The 20116-nt window shown below is 72.0% G+C and carries 13 protein-coding genes; 7 read left to right on the plus strand and 6 right to left on the minus strand.

The window, feature by feature from the left end:
* Window positions 1-33 precede the first annotated feature (33 nt).
* Window positions 34-1092, plus strand: a complete 1059-nt coding sequence (locus FXF51_RS19780; protein WP_148435964.1) for an LLM class flavin-dependent oxidoreductase — start codon at window positions 34-36, stop codon at window positions 1090-1092.
* Window positions 1093-1157: 65 nt separating this feature from the next.
* The gene (locus FXF51_RS60855; protein ID WP_187414453.1) at window positions 1158-1310 is read left to right on the plus strand and encodes a hypothetical protein; all 153 of its coding nucleotides are present in this window, start codon (window positions 1158-1160) and stop codon (window positions 1308-1310) included.
* A 3-nt stretch (window positions 1311-1313) separates the two neighbouring features.
* On the opposite strand, the gene FXF51_RS19785 is transcribed toward FXF51_RS60855, so the two are convergent.
* Both FXF51_RS19785 and FXF51_RS19790 read right to left on the minus strand, forming a co-directional pair.
* The gene (locus tag FXF51_RS19785) at window positions 1314-2732 is read right to left on the minus strand and encodes an APC family permease (RefSeq protein ID WP_262379669.1); all 1419 of its coding nucleotides are present in this window, start codon (window positions 2730-2732) and stop codon (window positions 1314-1316) included.
* A gap of 49 nt (window positions 2733-2781) precedes the next feature.
* Window positions 2782-3414, minus strand: a complete 633-nt coding sequence (locus FXF51_RS19790; protein WP_148435965.1) for a pyridoxamine 5'-phosphate oxidase family protein — start codon at window positions 3412-3414, stop codon at window positions 2782-2784.
* A gap of 127 nt (window positions 3415-3541) precedes the next feature.
* Here FXF51_RS19790 and FXF51_RS19795 point away from each other — a divergent pair, with 127 nt between their 5' ends.
* From FXF51_RS19795 to FXF51_RS19815, 5 genes are all read left to right on the plus strand, one after another.
* Complete coding sequence (locus tag FXF51_RS19795; RefSeq protein ID WP_148435966.1) at window positions 3542-4147, plus strand: TetR family transcriptional regulator; 606 nt, start codon at window positions 3542-3544, stop codon at window positions 4145-4147.
* 130 nt (window positions 4148-4277) lie between these two features.
* Window positions 4278-5858, plus strand: a complete 1581-nt coding sequence (locus FXF51_RS19800) for an MDR family MFS transporter (protein ID WP_148435967.1) — start codon at window positions 4278-4280, stop codon at window positions 5856-5858.
* Between the two features lie 219 nt (window positions 5859-6077).
* On the plus strand, window positions 6078-10031 hold the full coding sequence (locus FXF51_RS19805; RefSeq protein ID WP_148435968.1) for a HAMP domain-containing protein: 3954 nt from the start codon (window positions 6078-6080) through the stop codon (window positions 10029-10031).
* A gap of 22 nt (window positions 10032-10053) precedes the next feature.
* The gene (locus FXF51_RS19810; protein ID WP_262379672.1) at window positions 10054-12543 is read left to right on the plus strand and encodes a SpoIIE family protein phosphatase; all 2490 of its coding nucleotides are present in this window, start codon (window positions 10054-10056) and stop codon (window positions 12541-12543) included.
* 45 nt (window positions 12544-12588) lie between these two features.
* Window positions 12589-14685 (plus strand): DEAD/DEAH box helicase, encoded by a 2097-nt coding sequence (locus FXF51_RS19815; RefSeq protein ID WP_262379673.1) that lies wholly within the window; start codon window positions 12589-12591, stop codon window positions 14683-14685.
* Between the two features lie 6 nt (window positions 14686-14691).
* Here FXF51_RS19815 and FXF51_RS19820 read toward each other — a convergent pair whose 3' ends face one another.
* The 4 genes from FXF51_RS19820 to FXF51_RS19835 are packed head-to-tail and all read right to left on the minus strand — an operon-like array spanning window position 14692 to window position 19975.
* Window positions 14692-17250: a CHAT domain-containing protein gene (locus FXF51_RS19820; protein ID WP_148435970.1), complete on the minus strand. Its 2559-nt coding sequence runs from the start codon at window positions 17248-17250 to the stop codon at window positions 14692-14694.
* Between the two features lie 15 nt (window positions 17251-17265).
* On the minus strand, window positions 17266-17775 hold the full coding sequence (locus FXF51_RS19825; RefSeq protein ID WP_148435971.1) for a hypothetical protein: 510 nt from the start codon (window positions 17773-17775) through the stop codon (window positions 17266-17268).
* Window positions 17775-18380, minus strand: a complete 606-nt coding sequence (locus FXF51_RS19830; protein ID WP_148435972.1) for an RNA polymerase sigma factor — start codon at window positions 18378-18380, stop codon at window positions 17775-17777. The genes FXF51_RS19825 and FXF51_RS19830 overlap by 1 nt, the downstream gene beginning before the upstream one ends.
* Complete coding sequence (locus FXF51_RS19835; protein WP_148435973.1) at window positions 18380-19975, minus strand: S8/S53 family peptidase; 1596 nt, start codon at window positions 19973-19975, stop codon at window positions 18380-18382. The genes FXF51_RS19830 and FXF51_RS19835 overlap by 1 nt, the downstream gene beginning before the upstream one ends.
* Window positions 19976-20116 lie beyond the last annotated feature (141 nt).

Below are 20116 nucleotides of genomic sequence, written 5' to 3' on the forward strand. Positions count from 1 at the left end.
ACTCAACCTACATGAATAGTAGGTTTTGGGGTCATGAGCCTCCAGTTCCTCTGGTACATCCCGAACCAGGCCCGGCCAGGCCATCGCGGCGACGACACCATCGCCGGTCACAACAGCCTGGCGACCCTCAGCAGCCACGCCGAGGCCGTCGAACGGCACGGCTGGGCCGGGGCGCTCATCGGCACCGGCTGGGAACGGCCCGACACCTTCACCGTCGCCACCGCACTGGCCGCACGGACGACCACGTTCCAGCCGCTGATCGCGGTGCGGCCCGGCTACTGGCGTCCGGCCAACTTCGCCTCCGCCGCCGCGACCCTGGACCACCTCACCGGCGGGCGGGTGCTGGTCAACATCGTGTCGGGCAAGGACGACCTGGCGGCGTACGGCGACAGCGAGGGCGACCAGGCGCACCGCTACGGCCGTACCAAGGAGTTCATGCGGCTGGTACGCAGGCTGTGGACCGAGGAGGACGTCACGCACCACGGCGAGCACTTCAGCGTCACCGGCTCGACCGTCGTGCCGCGTCCGGTGGTGCTGGGCGAGCGCAGGCATCCCCGGCTCTACTTCGGCGGCGCCTCGGAGGCCGCGGAGCGGGTGGCCGCCACGGAGGCCGACGTGCAGCTCTTCTGGGGCGAGCCGCTCGACGGGATCGCGGCGCGCATCGCGCGGCTCAAGCAGCTCAGCGAGCGGCTCGGACGTGAGCTGCCGCCGCTGGAGTTCGGGCTGCGGGTCACCACGGTGGTGCGCGGCACCACCGAGCAGGCCTGGGCCGACGCGGAGGCCAGGGTCGCCAGGATGGCGGCGGGCGCCGTCGCGGGCGACGTGAACTGGCAGGCCGCCGCCGGCCAGCGCCGGCTGCTGGATCTGGCCGCCAGGGGCGAGGTGCTCGACCGCAACCTCTACACCGCCCCCGGCCGGTACGGCGGCGGCGGCGCGGGCACCACCTGGCTGGTGGGCTCCGCCGAGGACGTGGCCGAGTCGCTGCGCGACTACCAGGCCCTCGGCATCAGCCACTTCGTGCTGTCCGACACCCCGTACCTGGCGGAGGTCGAACGCCAGGGCGACGAGCTCCTCCCCCTGCTGCGGGACTGACCCGCCGCGAGTACACCGGGCGTCGCGCGCCTTGCGCTAGCGCCTGCTCCTGTTAGCGTCGAAGCATGTCAGAGGGTGCGGAGCGCGGCGCGACATCCCCGCCACGGCGGTCGGGCTGGCGGCGGGCGCTGCTCGCCGCCGGCGTCGTCCTGCTGTACGCGGTCCTGCTGGCGACCGGGGTGCTGTCGTTCCTGCTGACCGACGCGAGCGTCAGGTGAGCCTCACCTGTTCGCCTCCTCCCTGCGGCGGGCGAACCAGGTGACCGCCCACAGCACCAGGCCGATCGCCAGCAGCACGCCCGCGATCTGGTACTGGCCGGACGGCCGCCCCGACGACCAGGGCAGCACCAGGTACAGGCAGGTGATCGTGCCCAGCACGGGCAGCACGCGGCCCGCGTTGAAGTGCTTGACCTCGGCCCGGTCCCTGCGCAGGACGAGGACGGACACGTTGACGGCGGCGAAGACGGCGAGCAGGAGCAGCGAGGTCGTCCCGCCGAGCAGCGCCACGACGGGGCTCTCCGGGTCGAGCGAGACGAACGTGATGAGCCCCATGGCGATGACGGTGGTGAACAGGATCGCCGCCTCCGGCGTGCGCCGCCTGGGGTGCACCTTCGACAGGAAGAACGGCAGCACGCTCTGCTTGCTCATGCCGTACAGGAGCCGGCTGGCCATCAGCATGTTGATCAGCGCGGAGTTCGCGACGGCGAACATCGAGATGAACGGCAGCAGGTCGGCGATCGGGAAGCCGGGGGTGGCGGTCTGCACCACGGTCGCCAGCGGCGTCTCGCTCTCGGCGAGGATGCCGACGGGTACCACGGCGACGGCGCAGATGGACACCAGGATGTAGATCACGCCCGTGATGCCGAGCCCGGTCAGCATGATGCGGGGGAAGATCCGTGACGGGTCGCGCGTCTCCTCGGCCATGTTGACCGAGTCCTCGAAGCCCACCATGGCGAAGAACGCGAGCGACGTCGCGGTGCTCACGGCCAGGAACACGCTCTTGTCGGTGGCGGTCTCGAAGGCGACGACCCGGGAGAAGTCGGCGTTGCCGCCCGCGATGAACCAGGCGCTGAGCAGGATGACGAGCAGCAGACCGGAGAGCTCGATCGAGGTGAGCACCACGTTGATCTTGACGCTCTCGCCCACGCCGCGCAGGTTGACGGCCAGGACCAGGAGCATGAAGCCCAGCGCGATCATCAGGATGACGCCGTTGCCGACGTCGAGGCCGAATCCGGCGGCGAGGTTCGCGGCGAAGGCGCGCGAGGCGGCGGAGGCGGAGGTGATGCCGGAGCACATCACGGTGAAGCAGACGAGGAAGGACACGATGTTCAGGCGGAACGCCTTGTGCACGTAGAGCGCGGCGCCCGCCGCCTGCGGGTACTTCGTGACCAGTTCGAGGTAGGAGCAGGCGGTGATCGCGGCGACCACGAACGCGATGGCGAACGGCAGCCACGCCGCTCCGCCGACCTCGCCGGCGACCTGGCCCGTGAGGGCGTAGATCCCGGTGCCGAGGATGTCACCGACGATGAAGAGCAGCAGCAGGCCCGGGCCCATGACCCGCTTGAGGCTGGGCTGGTCGTCGCCGTGCGCTGGAGGAGGACTGGAAGAGGGGGCGGCCATCTGATCATCCCGGTCCGTCATCCCGCCAGCCTATGCTTTCGAGGCCTTTCAGAGCTCGTGAATTCCGCAGTCAGTACTGGTTCATCTTGGCGTCCATGGCCAGGCCCGCGTCGATCACCTTCGCGGGGACGCCCTTGATGCCGATGTGGTCCTTGGCGATCCGCCCCAGCGTGGGCAGGCTCTTGCGGTCGGGCCAGGTCTCCGGCTGCCACAGCGACGAGCGCAGGAACGCCTTGGCGCAGTGCATGTAGAGCTCCTGGACCTCGACGAGGAGCGCCAGTCTGGGCCGCTTGCCCTTGACGGTGAGGTCGTCGAAGAACGGCGCGTCCGACACGAGCGTCGCCCGGCCGTTGACGCGCAGCGTCTCGTTCATGCCGGGCACGATGAACAGCAGGCCGACGTGCGGGTTGAGCAGCACGTTGCGCAGGCTGTCGAGGCGCTGGTTGCCGGGCCGGTCGGCGAGCGCCAGCCGCTGGTCGTCGAGCACCAGCACCGAGCCGGCGGGGTCGCCGCGGGGCGAGACGTCGCAGGTGCCGTCGGTGTTGGAGGTGGCGAGCAGCACGAACGGCGAGTGGGCGATGATCGTGCGCGCGTGCTCGTCGATCCGGGCGATGTCCTTGTCCCAGATGGTCTGCGGCGGCTCCTTGACGATCTCGCGGAGCTCGTCCTCGGTCGTCACCATGCGTATGTCGGAAGAGTGCACCACCCGAGCATAGGCAAGCCTAACCTTCGTCGTCGAGATCCACGCCCTCTGTGATCTGCGGCACTTCACATCCTGAAACATTGCAGATTGTGAAATTTTTCCCGTAATCTTGGGCATTGTGACCATCGTGGACAGCGCAGAGGAGCTCAGCCGCAGGGATCGAAAGAAGCTCGAGACCCGCGCGGCCCTGGAGCACGCTGCCCTGACCCTGGTCGCCGAGCGCGGCCTGGCGGCGGTCACGGTGGAGGACATCGCGGAGGCGGTGGACGTCTCCTCCCGCACGTTCTTCAACTACTTCCCGTCCAAGGAAGACGCGCTCATCGGCTCGCAGCAGATCTCCGCCGGCGAGCTGTGCCTGCGCCTGGACGCCATGCCCGCCCGGGTGCCCGTCCTGGAGGCGCTGCGGCTGATGTCGCGGGCCGAGGCCGAAGCCGTGCAGGAGCAGCGTGAGCAGTGGCTGCTGCGGCTGAAGGTGTTCGAACAGAACCCGTCACTGCTCCCCCGGCTCGTCGCCAGCGGCAGCGAGACCGAACGGGCCGTGACGGACGCCGTCGCCCACCGCGCCGGCGTCGCACCGGGCACCAGCGGCTATCCCGAGCTCGTCACCGCGGCCGCCATGGCGGCCTTCCGGGTGGCGATGCTGCGCTGGAGCGCCGCCGGCGGCCGCCCCTCACTGGCCGGCCTGGTGGACGAGGCCTTCGACCAGCTCGCCGCAGGCCTGCCCAACCCGTGACGGGCCCGGTCACCCGTCCCCCTTCGACCGCCCCGCAGAAGTAAACGTTTCGTACTGCCGGTGCCCGCAGGAGCCCCGCCGAACGCGGGGCCGCCCTGCCGCCGGAAGACGCCCGAGAGAACGAGGAAAGATGACAACCACCAGCGCGCAGCCCGAGCCCGCGGCCGCGGCGCCCACGTCCAGACGGAAGGTCCTGCAAGCGCTGTCCGGGCTGATGGTGGGCATGTTCGTGTCCATCCTGGCCTCGACCGTCGTGGCCAACGCCCTGCCCCGCATCATCACCGACCTTCAGGGCACCCAGACCGTCTACACCTGGATCGTCACCACGGAGCTGCTGGCCATGACGGCCACGGTGCCGCTCTGGGGCAAGATGGCCGACCTCTACAACAAGAAGCTGCTGATCCAGCTCTCACTCGGGCTGTTCGTGGTCGGCTCGCTGATCGCGGGCCTGACGCCGAACGTGGAGATCCTCATCGTCAGCCGCGCCGTCCAGGGCGTCGGCGCCGGCGGCATGACCGCGCTGTCGATGGTCGTCATGGCGGCCATGATCCCGCCGCGTGAGCTGGGCCGTTACTCCGGCATCTTCGGCGCCGTCTTCGGTGTCGGCACCGTCGCGGGGCCGCTCATCGGCGGTGTGCTCGTCGACACCTCCTGGCTCGGCTGGCGCTGGTGCTTCCTGCTCGGCGTGCCGTTCACCATCGTGGCCATCATCCTGCTGCAGCGCACCCTCGACCTGCCGGTGGTGCGCAAGGAAGTCAAGATCGACTACCTGGGCGCGCTGCTCATCACGGCGGGTGTGTCCACGCTGCTGATCTGGTCGTCGCTGGCGGGCAACCAGTTCGAGTGGGGCTCCTGGTGGACCGTCGGCCTCGTCGGCGGCGGCGTGATCATCCTCGCGCTGGCCGTCTGGGTCGAGTCGCGGGCCGCCGAGCCGATCATCCCGCTCACCATCTTCAGGAACCGCACCGTCGCCCTCGCCACCGTGGCCAGCGCGCTGGTCGGCGTCGCCATGTTCGGCGGCACCGTCTTCCTGTCGCAGTACTTCCAGGTGGCGCTCGGCAAGTCGCCGACGGTCGCCGGCCTCATGAGCCTGCCGATGGTGTTCGGCCTGCTCGTCTCCTCGACCGTGGCGGGCCAGCTCATCACCAAGACCGGCCGCTGGAAGGGCTTCCTCGTGGCCGGCGGCATCGTCATGCTCGCCGGGATGGGCCTGCTCAGCACGATCGACGGGCAGACCGGCACGGTCATGCTCGGCGTCTACATGGCGGTGCTCGGCATCGGCGTCGGCATGCTCATGCAGAACCTGGTGCTCGCCGCCCAGAACGACGTGCCCGCCGCCGACCTGGGCTCCACCACCTCGGCGCTGACCTTCTTCCGCAGTATGGGCGGCACGATCGGCGTCAGCGCCCTGGGCGCGGTGCTGGCCAACCGGGTCACCACGCTGCTCACGGAGAAGCTCGGGCCGATGGCCGCCGCCGGTGGCGGCGGTGGCGACGCGCACGCCGTGCCCGACATCTCCAAGCTGCCGGCTCCCGTCGTGCGGATCATCCAGGACGTGTACGCGACCGCGACGGCCGAGCTGTTCCTCATCGGGGTGCCGCTCACGGTGCTGGCGCTGGTGGCGGTGCTGTTCATCAAGGAGAAGCCGCTGGCGACGCTGTCGGGCGAGGAGCGGCTGGCTCGCGAGCGCGCGGCGGCCTCGGGCCACTGAGCCGCGAACGCACGGGAACTCGCTCTATTGCAAGCAAGTCGCAATAGAGCGAGTTTCGCGAGTGGGCCAATTGCCTTCCGCTCAGGCCGAAAATGTTCACACCCCCCGTGCACGTCCTGTGATAGATAGATGACAACTTGGGGTTAGCGCGCACCAAGGGCAGATCCGGCTAATGTCTCCGCTACCTGAGGAAGCCCGGGCGAGCACGGAGGACCGGTCATGGGCGAGTCCACTGTCGGCACATCCCATTCGTCCGCGCGTAACAAGCGCGCCCGCGGCCCGGGGGAGGCCGGTGAGGAGCCGGAGCTCCGGCGGCTGCTCGCAGGGCTCACCGCCGTCAGGGACGGCGACTTCCGCACCAGGCTTCCCGACGACGCCGACGGGCTGCTCGGCGAGATCGCCTCCGTCTTCAACGGCATGGTCGACCAGCTCTCCCTGTTCACCTCCGAGGTCACCCGCGTGGCCCGCGAGGTCGGCACCGAGGGGCGGCTGGGCGGCCAGGCCGAGGTGCCGGCCGTCTCCGGCACCTGGAAGGACCTCACGGAGTCCGTCAACGCGATGGCGGGCAACCTCACCGACCAGGTACGCAGCATCGCCCAGGTCACCACGGCCGTGGCCCGCGGCGACCTGTCACAGAAGATCACCGTGCACGCGCGCGGCGAGATCCTGGAGCTGAAGAACACCGTCAACACGATGGTCGACCAGCTCTCCTCCTTCGCCGCGGAGGTCACCAGGGTGGCCCGCGAGGTCGGCACCGACGGCAGGCTGGGCGGCCAGGCCGACGTCAAGGGCGTGGCCGGCACCTGGCGGGCGCTGACCGACTCGGTGAACTTCATGGCGGGCAACCTCACCGACCAGGTGCGCAACATCTCGCAGGTGGCCACCGCGGTGGCGCGCGGCGACCTGTCGCAGCGGATCACGGTCTCGGCGCGCGGCGAGATCCTGGAGCTGAAGAACACCCTGAACACGATGGTCGACCAGCTCTCCTCCTTCGCCGACGAGGTGACCAGGGTGGCGGGCGAGGTCGGCACCGAGGGCAACCTGGGCGGCCAGGCCACGGTCAGGGGCGTCTCCGGCACCTGGAAGGACCTGACGGAGAACGTCAACGTCATGGCCTCCAACCTGACCAACCAGGTGCGCAGCATCGCCCAGGTGGCCACCGCCGTGGCGCGCGGCGACCTGTCACAGAAGATCACCGTCGAGGCCAAGGGCGAGGTCGCGGCCCTGGCACAGACGATCAACACGATGGTCGACACGCTCAGCGCGTTCGCCGACGAGGTCACCCGGGTGGCCCGCGAGGTCGGCACCGAGGGCCAGCTCGGCGGGCAGGCCCGCGTGCCGAACGTGGCGGGCACCTGGAAGAACCTCACCGACAACGTCAACTCGATGGCCGACAACCTGACCAACCAGGTGCGCAGCATCGCTCAGGTCACCACCGCGGTGGCGCGGGGCGACCTGACCCGCAAGATCGACGTGGACGCCCGGGGCGAGATCCTGGAGCTGAAGACCACCATCAACACGATGGTGGACCAGCTCTCCTCGTTTGCCGCCGAGGTCACGCGCGTGGCCCGCGAGGTCGGCAGCGAGGGAAGGCTGGGCGGGCAGGCCGAGGTCGAGGGCGTGTCCGGCACGTGGAAGCGGCTGACGGAGAACGTCAACGAGCTGGCCGGCAACCTGACCCGGCAGGTCCGCGCGATCGCCGAGGTGACCAGCGCGGTCACCTCCGGCGACCTGACCAGGTCGATCACCGTGGACGCCGAGGGCGAGCTGGCCGACCTGAAGGACAACATCAACTCGATGGTGAAGTCGCTGCGCGAGACGACCAGCGCCAACGAGCAGCAGGACTGGCTGAAGTCCAACCTGGCCCGCATGTCCGGCCTCATGCAGGGGCACCGCGACCTGGCCACGGTCGCCGAGCTGGTGATGAACGAGCTGGCGCCGCTGGTCTCCGCCCAGTACGGCGCGTTCTTCCTGGCCGAGGAGAGCGAGCTGCAGCTGATCAGCGCCTACGGCTACCCGGTGGACCCGGAGCGGCCGAGCCGGTTCAGGATCGGCGAGGCGCTGGTCGGCCAGGCGGCGCGCAGCCGCAGGACGATCGCGATGACCGACCTGCCGCCCGGCTACATCACGATCTCCTCGGGGCTGGGCAGGACCGATCCCACCTCGGTGATCGTGCTGCCCGTCGTGGTCGAGGAGCAGGTGCTGGGCGTGATCGAGCTGGCCTCTGTGCAGCCGTTCACGCCGGTCCACCGCGCCTTCCTCGACCAGCTCATGGAGACCGTCGGCGTCAACCTCAACACGATCGTGGCCAACGCGCGCACCGACGAGCTGCTGGAGGAGTCGCAGCGGCTGGCGTCGGAGTTGCAGGCCCGCTCGGAGGAGCTGCAGAGCCAGCAGGAGGAGTTGCAGCGCTCCAACGCCGAGCTGGAGGAGAAGGCGACGCTGCTGGCCCGCCAGAACCAGGACATCGAGACCAAGAACCTGGAGATCGAGCAGGCCAGGCAGGAGCTGGAGGCGCGGGCGCACCAGCTCTCGCTGGCCTCCACCTACAAGAGCGAGTTCCTCGCCAACATGAGCCACGAGCTGCGCACCCCGCTCAACTCGCTGCTCATCCTGGCGCAGCTCCTGGCCCAGAACCACACGCGCAACCTGACGCCGAAGCAGGTGGAGTACGCCGGGATCATCCACTCGGCCGGCTCCGACCTGCTGCAGCTCATCAACGACATCCTCGACCTGTCCAAGGTCGAGGCGGGCAAGATGGACATCAACCCCGAGTGGGTGCAGCTACGCAAGCTGCTCGACTACGTCGAAGCGACCTTCCGCCCCATGACGGGGCAGAAGAGCCTCGCCTTCCGCGTCACCACCGCGCCGGGCGTGCCCGCCGAGCTGCTCACCGACGACTCGCGGCTGCGGCAGGTGCTGCGCAACCTGCTCTCCAACGCGGTCAAGTTCACCGAGAGCGGCAGCGTGGAGCTGCGCATCGAGCCGGCCGCGCCGTCCGAGCTGCCTCCCTCCGTACGCTCGAACGGCCCCGCCATCGCGCTGCGCGTCGTCGACACCGGCGTGGGCATCCCCGAGCAGCAGCTCGAAGTCATCTTCGGCGCGTTCCAGCAGGCCGACGGCACCACCAGCCGCAAGTACGGCGGCACCGGGCTCGGCCTGTCGATCTGCCGCGAGATCGCCTACCTGCTGGGCGGCGCCATCACGGTGCAGAGCACGCCCGGCCAGGGCAGCGTGTTCACGCTGTTCCTGCCGGTGGCGCGGCCCGGGTTCGAGGTCATGCCGGCGGAGGGCGGCGAGCCCGCCCAGCCCACCGAGCGGGAGCCGGTGGCCGCGCGGCGGCTGCTCGTCATCGAGGAGCGCCGCAACGGGCTGCTGTCGCTGGTGTCGGAGAGCGTCGTGGGCGACCTGGCCGGCGCGCGCGACCACGACGGGACGATGGAGGTCGCCGCGGCGGCGGGTGTGGAGGAGGCGGCCGTCATGCTCGCCGGCGAGCCCTGCCACTGCATCGTGCTGGACCTAAGCATGCCGGACATGTCGGCCTATCACCTGCTGGACATCATGGACCGCGACCCACGCCTGCACGGGGTGCCGGTGCTGGCGTACAACAACTGGCGCTCGCACGCGCAGCAGGAGGTGAGCCTCGCGCACCAGCCGCTGGAGCTGCTGTCCAGCCTGGACGAGCTGCGCGAACGCATCGCCCTGCACCTCACCGCCAACCAGCCCGGCGACGTGCTGCCCCTGGTCAGAACCGGCACCGTGGGCGAGGCCGCGGCCCGCGAGATCGACAACACCCTCGCCGGGCGTACCGTCCTGGTGGTGGACGACGACGCCCGCAACCTGTACGCGCTCACCAGCATGCTGGAAATCCACGGCATCAACGTGCTGCACGCCGAGAACGGCCGCAAGGGCATCGACACGCTGACCGCCCACACGGAGACCGACCTGATCCTGATGGACGTCATGATGCCGGAGATGGACGGCTACACGGCGACCGAGACGATCAGGGCCATGCCGCAGTACGCCGACCTGCCGATCATCGCGGTGACCGCCAAGGCCATGCCGGGCGACCAGGAGAAGAGCCTGGCGGCGGGGGCCAGCGACTACGTGACCAAGCCGGTGGACGCCGACCATCTCATCGAACGCATCCAGCATTGGATGGACCCGTCCTGACGATTTCGCGAGGAGCGGCGACGTGCACGCAGACGACCAGGCGACTCCTCTCCCCGACCCGGCGCGCCCCGACGACGTGATCGCGGGGTTCGGCGCGGGCGAGTGGCCTGAGGCCGGCACGCCGGGGACACCTGACAGCCCCGCGGCGACCGGGGCACCGGACCACGACCCGCCCGAAGCGCGTGACGGCGGTGACGAGGAGGCGCGGGAAAGCCTCCCGTCCGAGGCGCGGGACGGCGGTGGCGGGGAGGCCGTACCCGAGGACCGGCTGGACGCGCTGGCCGCCACCGTCGAGCGGTTGCGGCGGGAGGCCGAGCGGGCCCGGCGCGAGGCCGACGACCGCGCCCTGATCGAGCTGGCCAAGGGCGTCCTGCTGGAACGGCTGCGCTGCGGCCCCGCGCACGCGGCCGAGCAGCTCGCCACGCTGGCGGCCAAGGCCGGCGTGTCCCGCCTGGAGGTGGCCGCCGACATCGTCAACGAGGTCGCCGAGGACCGCATCGGCGCAGCGTCCCGGTCCGACCCGGAGGTCTCGGTGCGGCTGCGCGCCGCCGAGAGCGCGGCCCTGGACGCGGGCGACACCCAGGTGGTGGCCGTGGCGCTGCTGGAGCACGCGCTGGGCCCGCTGGGCGCCACGGCGGTGGCGGTGTGGGCGGCCGAGCCGGGCGCCGCGCTCAGCCTGGCGGGCTGCGCCGGGTTCGGCCCCGAGGAGGCCAGGCGGTGGCGGCACGTCCCGCCGGGCGTGGTCACCCCGGCCGGGCGGTCGCTGACGGAGCGGCGGATGATCTGGCACGGCGACGCGGGCCTGCCCGCCATCGGCCGGCTCGTCGCCGGCGGCGGCCGGGTCACGGTGCCGATGACGACGGGCGGCCGGGTGCTGGGCGTGCTGGAGATCTGCTGGCCGCACGCGCTGCCCCCGCACCCGCCGAGGCTCGAACGGCAGATCGAGGCCATGGCCGAGCTGTGCGCGCACACGCTGGACGCGCCGTTCGCGGCGCTGACGCCGTCCACGCCCGCGATGTCTGAGGTCGTGGACCTGGCCGACGCGCTGCCCGACCCCGCCGTGGTGCTGCAGGCGCACCTGGACCCCAAGGGCGAGCCGGCCGACTTCCGGATCAGGCACGTCAACGAGCGCATCTCGGGCGGCGACCGGCTGCTGCTCGACGCGTACCCGCTGGCGCCGGACGGGCTGCTGCTGGAGGCCTACCCCCGGGCGGCGGGCGGGCTGCTGACGCGGCTGATCCAGGTGTACGCGACGGGCAGGCCGTTCCGCGCAGAACGGATGACGCTCGGCCTGAGCACCACCGGGGTGGCGGACGTGAGCCTGACCCGGCACGGCGACAGCGTGCTGATGGTCTGGCGCGACCACGACGAGGGCTCGCGGCTGGCCGGGCTCCTGGAGCACGCCCAGCGGCTGGGCCGCATCGGCGGTTTCGAGGAGAGCGCGGTGACCGGCCAGATCACCTGGAACGCGCAGCTCTACTCGCTGTACGGGATGACGCCGGGCGACCGCCCGATCCCGCTGGAGCGGCTGCGCGCCCACGCCCACCCCGACGACGAGATCGCGATCGGCCGGTTCCTGCGGACGGTGCTGCACCACCGGCGGTTCGCGGCCGTGGCGTTCCGGCTGGTGCGCCCCGACGGGGTCACCCGCCACATGCGGGTGGTGGCCGAGCCGGTCTTCGGGCCGGAGGGGCGGCTGATGGCGGTGCGGGGGGCGTACCAGGACATCTCCTCACAACACTGGACGGAGGTGGCGCTGGCGGTCACCCGCGACCAGCTCGCCCACACCGAGGAGCGCTCCGCCGCGAGCAACCGCCTGGCCCTGCAGCTCCAGCAGGCGATCATGCCGCCCTCGCACGGCGCAATGGACTCCTTCGGCCTGCACATCGCCGTCCGCTACCGGCCGGCGCAGAAGGAGGACCTGGTCGGCGGCGACTGGTACGACGCGGTCGCGCTGCCGTCCCATCGGGTGCTGCTGTCGGTCGGCGACGTGGCCGGGCACGGCGTGCAGGCGGCCACCGGCATGGTGATCCTGCGCAACGCGCTGCGCGGCCTGGCCACCACAGGCGCGGGCCCCGCGCAGATCATGAGCTGGCTGAACCAGGTCGCCCACCACCTGGCCGACCGGATGACCGCGACCGCCGTGTGCGCCCTGTACGACCCGCCCACCCGCGTCCTGCGCTGGGCCAGGGCCGGCCACCTGCCGCCCATCCTGCTGCGCGACGGCCGCGGCGTGGAGCTGCCCATGGTCAAGGGGCCGCTGCTGGGCGCGTTCACCGACGCCCTGTACGAGGAGGGGGAGCTCCAGCTCCAGGCCGATGACACGCTGCTCATGTACACCGACGGCCTGATCGAGCGGCGCGACCACAACCTGCGCCACGCCCAGGACCAGCTCCTGACCATCGCCGGGCGCGCGGCCGACACGCTCGACCACCGCCTCGACGACCTGCTCACGCACTGCAACTCCGACACCGACGACGACACCTGCCTCATCGGCGTGCACCTGAGGTGACCGCCCCGTTGTCTGCCGGGCGTCCTCGTGGGCATCCTTGGTCCGGTGGACTTCGAGAACGCCGACCTGCTCCTCGCCGACGCGCGCACCCTGCTGGACGAGCACGCCGCCGTCCGCGCGCAGGCCGTGCACGCCCTCGACGCGCTGCGCCGCGACGTGGCCAGGGCCGGGCTGGAGTCGGTGCCGGTCTCGCGGCTGAAGGACGTCACCGACGGGCGGCTGCGCATCGCGACGCTGGAGAAGGCCGGCTTCGCCACGGTGCGGCAGGTGCTGGACGCCACGCCGTACGAGTTGCAGTTGCTGCCCGGGATCGGGGCGCGGACGGCGGGACAGATCCACGCGGCCGCCCGGCAGATCGAGCAGGCCGCCGCCGACGCCGCCAGCCTGCGGCTCGACGTGGACCTGCCCGACCACCACACCACGGAGCTGGTGGTCGCCCTGCACCGCCTGGTCGGCGCGGGCCCCGACCTGCCGCGCGCGCTGCACGCCGCCGAGGACCTGGCGGGGCGGCTGGCGCCGCTGCTCGCGGCGGCGCGGCCCGCGCGCAGCCGGCTGCGGATGATGGTCACCCTGCCGTCGCGGCGGCGGCAGGCGCGGGAGGCGGTCGAGGCCGTCGAAAGCCTGCTCACGGACAACGACGGGACGCGGCTGCTGATCGCCCAGGCCACGACGGACCTGCTGCGTCCCCCGGCCCGCGACTTCGAGGCGTGGGCGGACTTCGAGTCCCGCTCGCCCGAGTACTTCGCCCTGCTGGCCGAGCTGGCCGGCGAGCCGCTCGGCACCGAGCGGGGGCTCCTGCCGGACGACCTGGCCGCCAAGGTCGCCGCGCAACCCCTGGACGACACGCACCGGCGGGTGTCCCTGCGCGGTTACCAGGCGTTCGGCGCCCGCTTCGCACTCGTGCAGGAGCGCGTGATCATCGGTGACGAGATGGGCCTGGGCAAGTCCATCGAGGCCATCGCCGCGCTGGCGCATCTGCGGGCGTCCGGCGACACGCACTTCCTGGTGGCCTGCCCGGCGAGCGTCCTGATCAACTGGGTGCGGGAGATCGGCGCGCGCAGCACCCTGCGCGCCTACCCGCTGCACGGTCCCGAACGGCTCGCCGCCCAGCAGGAGTGGCTGCTGCGGGGCGGCGTCGCGGTGGCCACCCTGGACGGGCTGCACCGGGTCGAGCCCGCGGACCTCGGCATGCTCGTCGTGGACGAGGCCCACTACGTCAAGAACCCGGAGACGAAACGCTCGCGGGCCGTCGCCGGCTGGTGCGGGCGGGCGCGGCGGGTGCTGTTCCTGACCGGCACGCCGATGGAGAACCGGGTGGAGGAGTTCAGGACGCTGATCGCGTACCTGCGGCCCGGCCTCGCCGCCGAGCTGCGCAGCAGCGACGTGGTGGCGGGGGCGCAGGCCTTCCGCAAGGCGGTCGCGCCCGTCTACCTGCGGCGCAACCAGCAGGACGTGCTGGCGGAGCTGCCCGATCGGGTGGAGGCCGACGAGTGGGTGGAGTTCAGCGGGGCCGACCTGGAGGTGTACCGGGAGGCGGTGGCCAAGGGCAACTTCATGGCCATGCGGCGCGCCGCCTACGCCGAACCGGCCACCTCCGCCAAGCTCAAGCGGCTGCTGGAGCTCATCGACGACGCCGAGGCCAACGGGCTGAAGGTGGTGGTGTTCTCCTACTTCCGCGCGGTGCTCGCCGCCGTCGGCGCGGCGCTGGACGGGCGGGCGCACGGCCCGCTGTCCGGCGACGTCAGCGCGGAGCGGCGGCAGCGGGTCGTGGACGAGTTCTCCGCCGCGGCCGGGCACGCCGTGCTGCTCAGCCAGGTGCAGGCGGGCGGCGTCGGGCTGAATCTGCAGGCGGCGTCCGTGGTCATCCTGTGCGAGCCGCAGGTCAAGCCGAGCATGGAGACGCAGGCGGTCGGACGTGCGCACCGGATGGGCCAGGTGCGCCGCGTCCAGGTGCACCGGCTGCTCACCGTGGACTCCGTGGACCAGCGCATGCTGGACATCCTGCGGCGCAAGTCGCGGCTGTTCGACGCCTACGCCAGGCGCAGCGACCTGGCCGAGTCCACGGGCGACGCGGTGGACGTGTCGGAGCAGTCGCTGGCGCGGCTGGTGGTGGAGGAGGAACAGCGCCGCCTGCTGCCCTGACGGGCTCTATCCAGCCCCGAAGCAGACGAACGTGCACGCCGGCTCCCCCTCGGCTGCCGACGCCAGCGCGTCCGCCGGGGACGCGCCGAGCGCCACGCCCCGGTGGTAGGCCATCATGACCTGCTCGGCGACGGCGTCGGGCACGCGGGTGAGACTGGAGATCACCGTGGACGTGCCCAGGTAGAGCAGCGCCGCGGTGAACCCGAGCAGTTCGTCCCCCGCCCTGACCACCGCCTGGCCCACGTCGCACGCCGACAGCACCACGTGCCCAGGAGTCCTGTCCAGGCGTTGCAGGTCGTGGGCCATGAGAGGGCCGTCGGCCAGGTCGAGGCGGGAGAAGAGCACGTTCTCGCGCTCGTGGTGGCCGTGGGTGGCGAAGTGCGCGAACGACGCGCCGTCCAGGGCGGACAGCGTGGCCGACACGGTGGCCGACCCGCCCCTCAGCGTGCGCGCCTTCGGATGCACCGCGCCCAGCCGCTCGATCTCCCGCTCGGCGTGCTCCAGATCGGGCCCGGCCACCAGGACGGATGAGCTGCCGTCCCTGACGAACGGCTCGGCGGCGCGCCTGGCCGCCAGCCACACCAGCGCGGACGGCGCCACCGCCAGCGGCCTGCCCCGCAGCTCGGGCAGCAGCCCCCAGGGCACCGCCGACAGCCCCATCGTCGGGATCAGCACGATGCCCCTCGCCCCGGACAACGCCTGCCGCAACGGCGCACCCAGCGCGTCGGAGATCACCCCGAGCTGGCGCTGCACGGACGCCTCGATCACCGCCCTCATCGCCGGCCGCAGATTACGGCCGGCCTGCGCGTTCAGGTCCCCCGCCAGGCGCCGCGCCGCCTCCGCCACCGGCTCGTACGCGCTGAGCCTGTGCAGGTGGCAGCGGCCGTTCACGAGCACCAGGGCGAGCAGGCCGCCGTCCACGTTCAGCAGGCTCACCAGCGCGAACCCGTCCTCGTCCAGCGCCTCCCGCACGGCCGCCGCCGGGGCGGGCGCCAGCCGCTCGCCGACGCCGGGGAGCTGCCAGCCGCGTTCCCTGATCACCTGCTCCAGCTCCAGGCAGCGCCTGCGCAGGGCCGGGCGGCGGCGGCCCGCGGCCTCGTCGGCGTGCATCTGCTGGGCGAGCTGACGCAGCTCCGCCAGCGCCTCCGCGGTCTGCTCGTCCTCGGGGGCGCGGGTCGGGCGGAACCTGAACGCCTGGGCCCTGCAACGTTCGGACCAGGCGAACACCTGGCGTGGCGAGCTTCCCTCCAGGGCGGCGCGCAAGCCGTGCGCCGCCAGGTCGGCGCCGAGGGCCGCTACGCCGGTGAGCATGTCCAGGCTGCCCAGGGTGCCGCGGTGGGAGTCGATCAGGGTCAGGCCCGAGCGGACCTTGCGCAGTGCCCGGCCGGGCAGGCCCTGGGCGTCGGCCAGCTCGGCTTCCGCCAGGTGGCGCATCAGGCGGACGTCGAGCGGCTCTCCCCTGGGGCGGCTGCCCTTACGGGATGGGGCGGTGGCGGTGGTCGCGGCGGCGGTGAGGTGGCCGGCGGCGATGAGGGCGCGGACCGAGACCAGGCGGGCCATCTCCCCGTCGTCCGGCATGGCGAGCTCGGCGAAGCGGGCCGCCAGCTCCCACGCCCGCCGCGCCACCGTCCGGGGCGCGGCGCCCCGGGCCAGGTCCGAGCGCAGCCGCATGAGCTCGGCCCGCCGCGCCCAGGCCGCGCTCCCCCGCCGGCGGAAGTGCGTCTCCGCCCGCCTGGCCCAGTCGCGGGCCTCGTCGTGCCGTCCCGCGTCGAGCGCGCACTGGGCTCTGGCCAGCTCGGCCTCGGCGTAGTCCTGCATGAGGCGTTGCCTGCGGAAGCCGTCGATGGCCCGGTCGAGGGTGTGGCCGGCCTCGTCGGTGAGGCCGACGGCGAGCAGGGCGCGGGCCCGGTCGAGGGCGAGCACGGGCAGGAAGCCCGGGTTGACGTCCTGGTAGAGCCGCTCCACCCGGGCGAACACGCCCAGCGCGGCCGGCACGTCGCCGAGCAGCAGGTCGCAGTAGCCGTCGTTGTGCAGGGCCTTGGCGGCGATCACGGGGTGGTCGTGGGTGTGGGCGAGGTGGGCGCTCCTGCGGGCGTCGTCCCTGGCCTGGCGGATGCGTCCGGTGGTGAGGTGGATGACGGAGCGGTTGAGGAGCACTCTGGCCAGCTCGACGCGGTCGCCGTCGAGGAGCAGGGGGGCGGCGATGTCCAGCTCGCGCAGCGCCTGGGTGCTGGAGCCCATCCGCAGGTGCATCAGGCCGCGTTGGGCGTGGACGATGGCCAGCTCCCCGGCGGGGGCGCGGCGCTGGGCCTCGTCGAGGAGCTCCATCCCGAGTTCGGAGCGGCCCTGTTCGGCCTCGGCGTGGGCGAGGCTGATCAGCAGGCGCGCCACCAGCCCGTCGCCTTCGCCATCGTCACGACCGCTGTTCCAGGCGAGCAGGTCGAGGGCCTGGCGGAGCCGTCGGGCGGCAAGGGCCGGGCGGCCGTCGTCGGTCGCCTCGACGCTGAGCCTGTGCAGGCGCTCCGCCTGTTCGCGCAGCGTGCCCGCACGCCCGTGGTCTCGCATCCGGCCTCGCGGTGGTCAGAGGATGAGTGAGGGCGTCACAGCCAGTATCGTCGCCTGCGCCGGATCATCAAGTCCCGGATCATCGAGCCCCTGGCGCACCACGAGTTGCGACAGTCCGCGCGGCACCACGTCGAGCACGAACCGCCCCTGGTCGTCGGCCCTGACGACGTGGGCGCCCTCGCCGCAGCGCAGTTCGACGAGGTGGTCGCCGGGCGGGGCGAGCCAGCCGTCCACGCGGACGGCGTGCTCGTCGCGCGCGCTGACGCTGATCATGATGGTGAGGATCTCGCTGTCGAAGGTGATCGTCCTGCTGTCCTCGCCGCCGCGTACGCCGGCGGGCAGCACGTCCTCCTCCTGCGGCCGCAGCACCTCGAACTCGGGTGACTCGAGGGCGAGAGCGAACTGGAGGCGTTCGACGAGGGTCGCGGGCACGGGATCGACGACGCGGTAGACGCCGGCGATCTCCTCGACGAGGTGCTGGTCCTCGGGGGTGAAGCGGGGGTGGTCCCCCTGGGCCGTGTTCATCAGGAACTCCAATCCGGGTCCTTCGCGAGCAGGAGGCGGAGCTTCGCGAAGCACCGGCCGCGTGTGGGCCCGATACTGCCCAGCGGCATGTCGAGGGCGGCGGCCACCGCGTCGTAGTGGGGGCGGGGCACGAAGGCGACGATCCTGAGCAGCTCGGCGCACCGCTTGGGCAGGCTCTCGACGGCGTGCCAGAGCGCGCGGCGCCGCTCGTCGTCCACGAGCAGCTCGTCGGGGGTGAGGACGCTGTCGGGCAGTTCGTCGAACGTGTCGTCGCCGGGCAGGTCGTCCTTGCGGGAGACGCGGCTGACCCGCCAGGCCTCGCGGCGGGTGGTGGTGACGAGCCACTCGATGAGCGCGCCTGGCACGGAGATGGCGTGCAGGTGCCGCAGGAGCGTGAGCCAGGTGGTCTGGATGACGTCCTCGGCGGCCTGCCGGCTCAGGCCCTGGTTGCGGGCGGTGTGCCAGAGCACGGGGGTGAGCTCGGCGACGATGGCGTCGAGCGCGTCGCTGTTGCCTTGGCGCGCCTCGACGAGCAGCGCCGCGAGGCGGTCGCGGCGCTGGGCGCGGGCGGTGGGCGCACGTTCGAGTGCGGGGTCGCCGGTCATCAGATCGGCACGATTTCCGGCCGCGCGACCTTGTCGTTGACCATGGCGTCGATGACGGTCCTGGCCCGTTCGACCCGGTCGACGCCCACCTGTCCGATGGTCTTGGTCAGCTCGGCGGCGATGGCGCCGGCGATGATGGGCGCGGCGAACGAGGTGCCGCTCCAGGCGCAGTGCGCGCCCACGGCGTCGGCGTCGAGTGAGGCGCGCTCGCCGACGCTGAGCACGGCGTTCTGGGCGCCGCGGTACTGGGGCGGGAACGTGCTGACGACCATGGCGCCGGGCGCCCGCCACCGTACGGCGGGGTGCTCGTTGCTGAAGATGGCGATCGTCCCGTCGGGGTTCTTGGCGGCGACGCCGAGCATGGGCGCGAGCGGCGGCCCCTGGACGGCGGTCTCGGAGAGGGCGGCCAGGTAGAAGGGCCTGGTGGTGGCGTAGTTGCCGGCGGCGTTGACGACGATGACGCCGCGCGCCCGTAGCTGGTTGACCTTGTCGAACAGCGCCTGCATGGCCGCGTCGCCGGTCTCGGCGAACCCGCCGAAGGAGCAGCACAGCACGTCCACGGCCTGTCCCTGGTCGAGCAGCCACAGCAGGCGGTCGAGGGCGGCGTGCACAGCCTCGCCGGGGACGACGCCGTCGCTGTGCATGACCTTGTACATCAGGACGCGGGCGTCGGGCGCGATCTGCGCGATGAGGCCGGCCAGCATGAGGCCGTGGCCGGTGTGCGAGTTGAGGGTGCCGATGAGCGGGTTGGGCAGGTGACCGAGGTCCTGGTAGCCGACGAGCCTGGCGATGTCGCGGCCCTGGTAGGCGGGGTGGCTGTCCTGGATGAGCTGCTGCCCGTCGGGGTCGACGGTGAGGAACGCGTCGGGGTCGGTCACGGGTTTGAACCAGGGGTGGCCGGCCACGCCGGTGTCGAGGGTGACGACGGTGATCCTGGGCCCGCCGAGCTCTTCGGGTGAGCGCCGGGGCGGCGGGCCCGCCACGACGGTGACGGGGATGCGGCCGTAGCCGGGCCGGCTGCCGCCGCCGGGTTCCTCGATGACGGCGTGGCCGCTGGTGGCGGGCTCGCCGCCGAGGTTGAGCGAGCCGATGCCGCTGGTGGCGGAGCCGACGAAGAGGTGGTCCAGCGAGATCTTCTCGATGCCCTCCCTGCCGGCGAGGGCGTCGGGCTCCTCGCGCGCGGCCCGGCGCAGGGCTCGCAGGGCGGGCCAGGCGTCGGCCTTGACGTCGCGCTGCCCTTCGGCGACGGTCAGGACGGCGGGCTCCCAGGCGGTCTCGCCACCGGGCTCCCTGCGGCGGGCGCGTTCGACGCTCTCCTCCGACAGTTTGAGCCCGACGCCGCCCAGCGCCCTGTTGATCCAGTCGGTGTCGTCGCGGTTCTCGAGCAGGTGCGCGGGTACGAGGAGCACGTCCGCGCGGTAGACCGTCGAGTCGGGCCTGGTCTCGCCGTCGTCCAGGCCGACGGCCCACGGGTCGAGCACCTTGGCTCCGTGCCGGTCCAGGATCTCCCGGGGCAGGTCGATGCCTCGCCAGGGCGGCCCGAACCTCTCGCCGTCGCCTGGCTTGGCGCCTTCGGGGATGTAGTCGATGGTCATGCGCCGTCTCCGTTCTTCCCTCTGTGGCCTACGAGAGCGGATGAGGGGCGCCGATACACGCGCGAGATAACGGAATGGCCACGATCGCCGGATGGCTGCATTCTTGCAGAAACTTTCCGCAAAGTCCTTGCAAAGCCTGAC

The sequence above is a fragment of the Nonomuraea sp. PA05 genome, from assembly GCF_008086045.1.
GTDB lineage: Bacteria > Actinomycetota > Actinomycetes > Streptosporangiales > Streptosporangiaceae > Nonomuraea > Nonomuraea monospora.

Bases quoted from the DNA above. Each gene is read 5' to 3' on its own strand.
- FXF51_RS19780 (WP_148435964.1), top strand. From the start codon at position 34: ATGAGCCTCCAGTTCCTCTGGTACATCCCGAACCAGGCCCGGCCAGGC.
- FXF51_RS60855 (WP_187414453.1), top strand. From the start codon at position 1,158: ATGTCAGAGGGTGCGGAGCGCGGCGCGACATCCCCGCCACGGCGGTCG.
- FXF51_RS19785 (WP_262379669.1), bottom strand. From the start codon at position 2,732: ATGACGGACCGGGATGATCAGATGGCCGCCCCCTCTTCCAGTCCTCCT.
- FXF51_RS19800 (WP_148435967.1), top strand. From the start codon at position 4,278: ATGACAACCACCAGCGCGCAGCCCGAGCCCGCGGCCGCGGCGCCCACG.
- FXF51_RS19805 (WP_148435968.1), top strand. From the start codon at position 6,078: ATGGGCGAGTCCACTGTCGGCACATCCCATTCGTCCGCGCGTAACAAG.
- FXF51_RS19820 (WP_148435970.1), bottom strand. From the start codon at position 17,250: ATGCGAGACCACGGGCGTGCGGGCACGCTGCGCGAACAGGCGGAGCGC.
- FXF51_RS19825 (WP_148435971.1), bottom strand. From the start codon at position 17,775: ATGAACACGGCCCAGGGGGACCACCCCCGCTTCACCCCCGAGGACCAG.
- FXF51_RS19830 (WP_148435972.1), bottom strand. From the start codon at position 18,380: ATGACCGGCGACCCCGCACTCGAACGTGCGCCCACCGCCCGCGCCCAG.
- FXF51_RS19835 (WP_148435973.1), bottom strand. From the start codon at position 19,975: ATGACCATCGACTACATCCCCGAAGGCGCCAAGCCAGGCGACGGCGAG.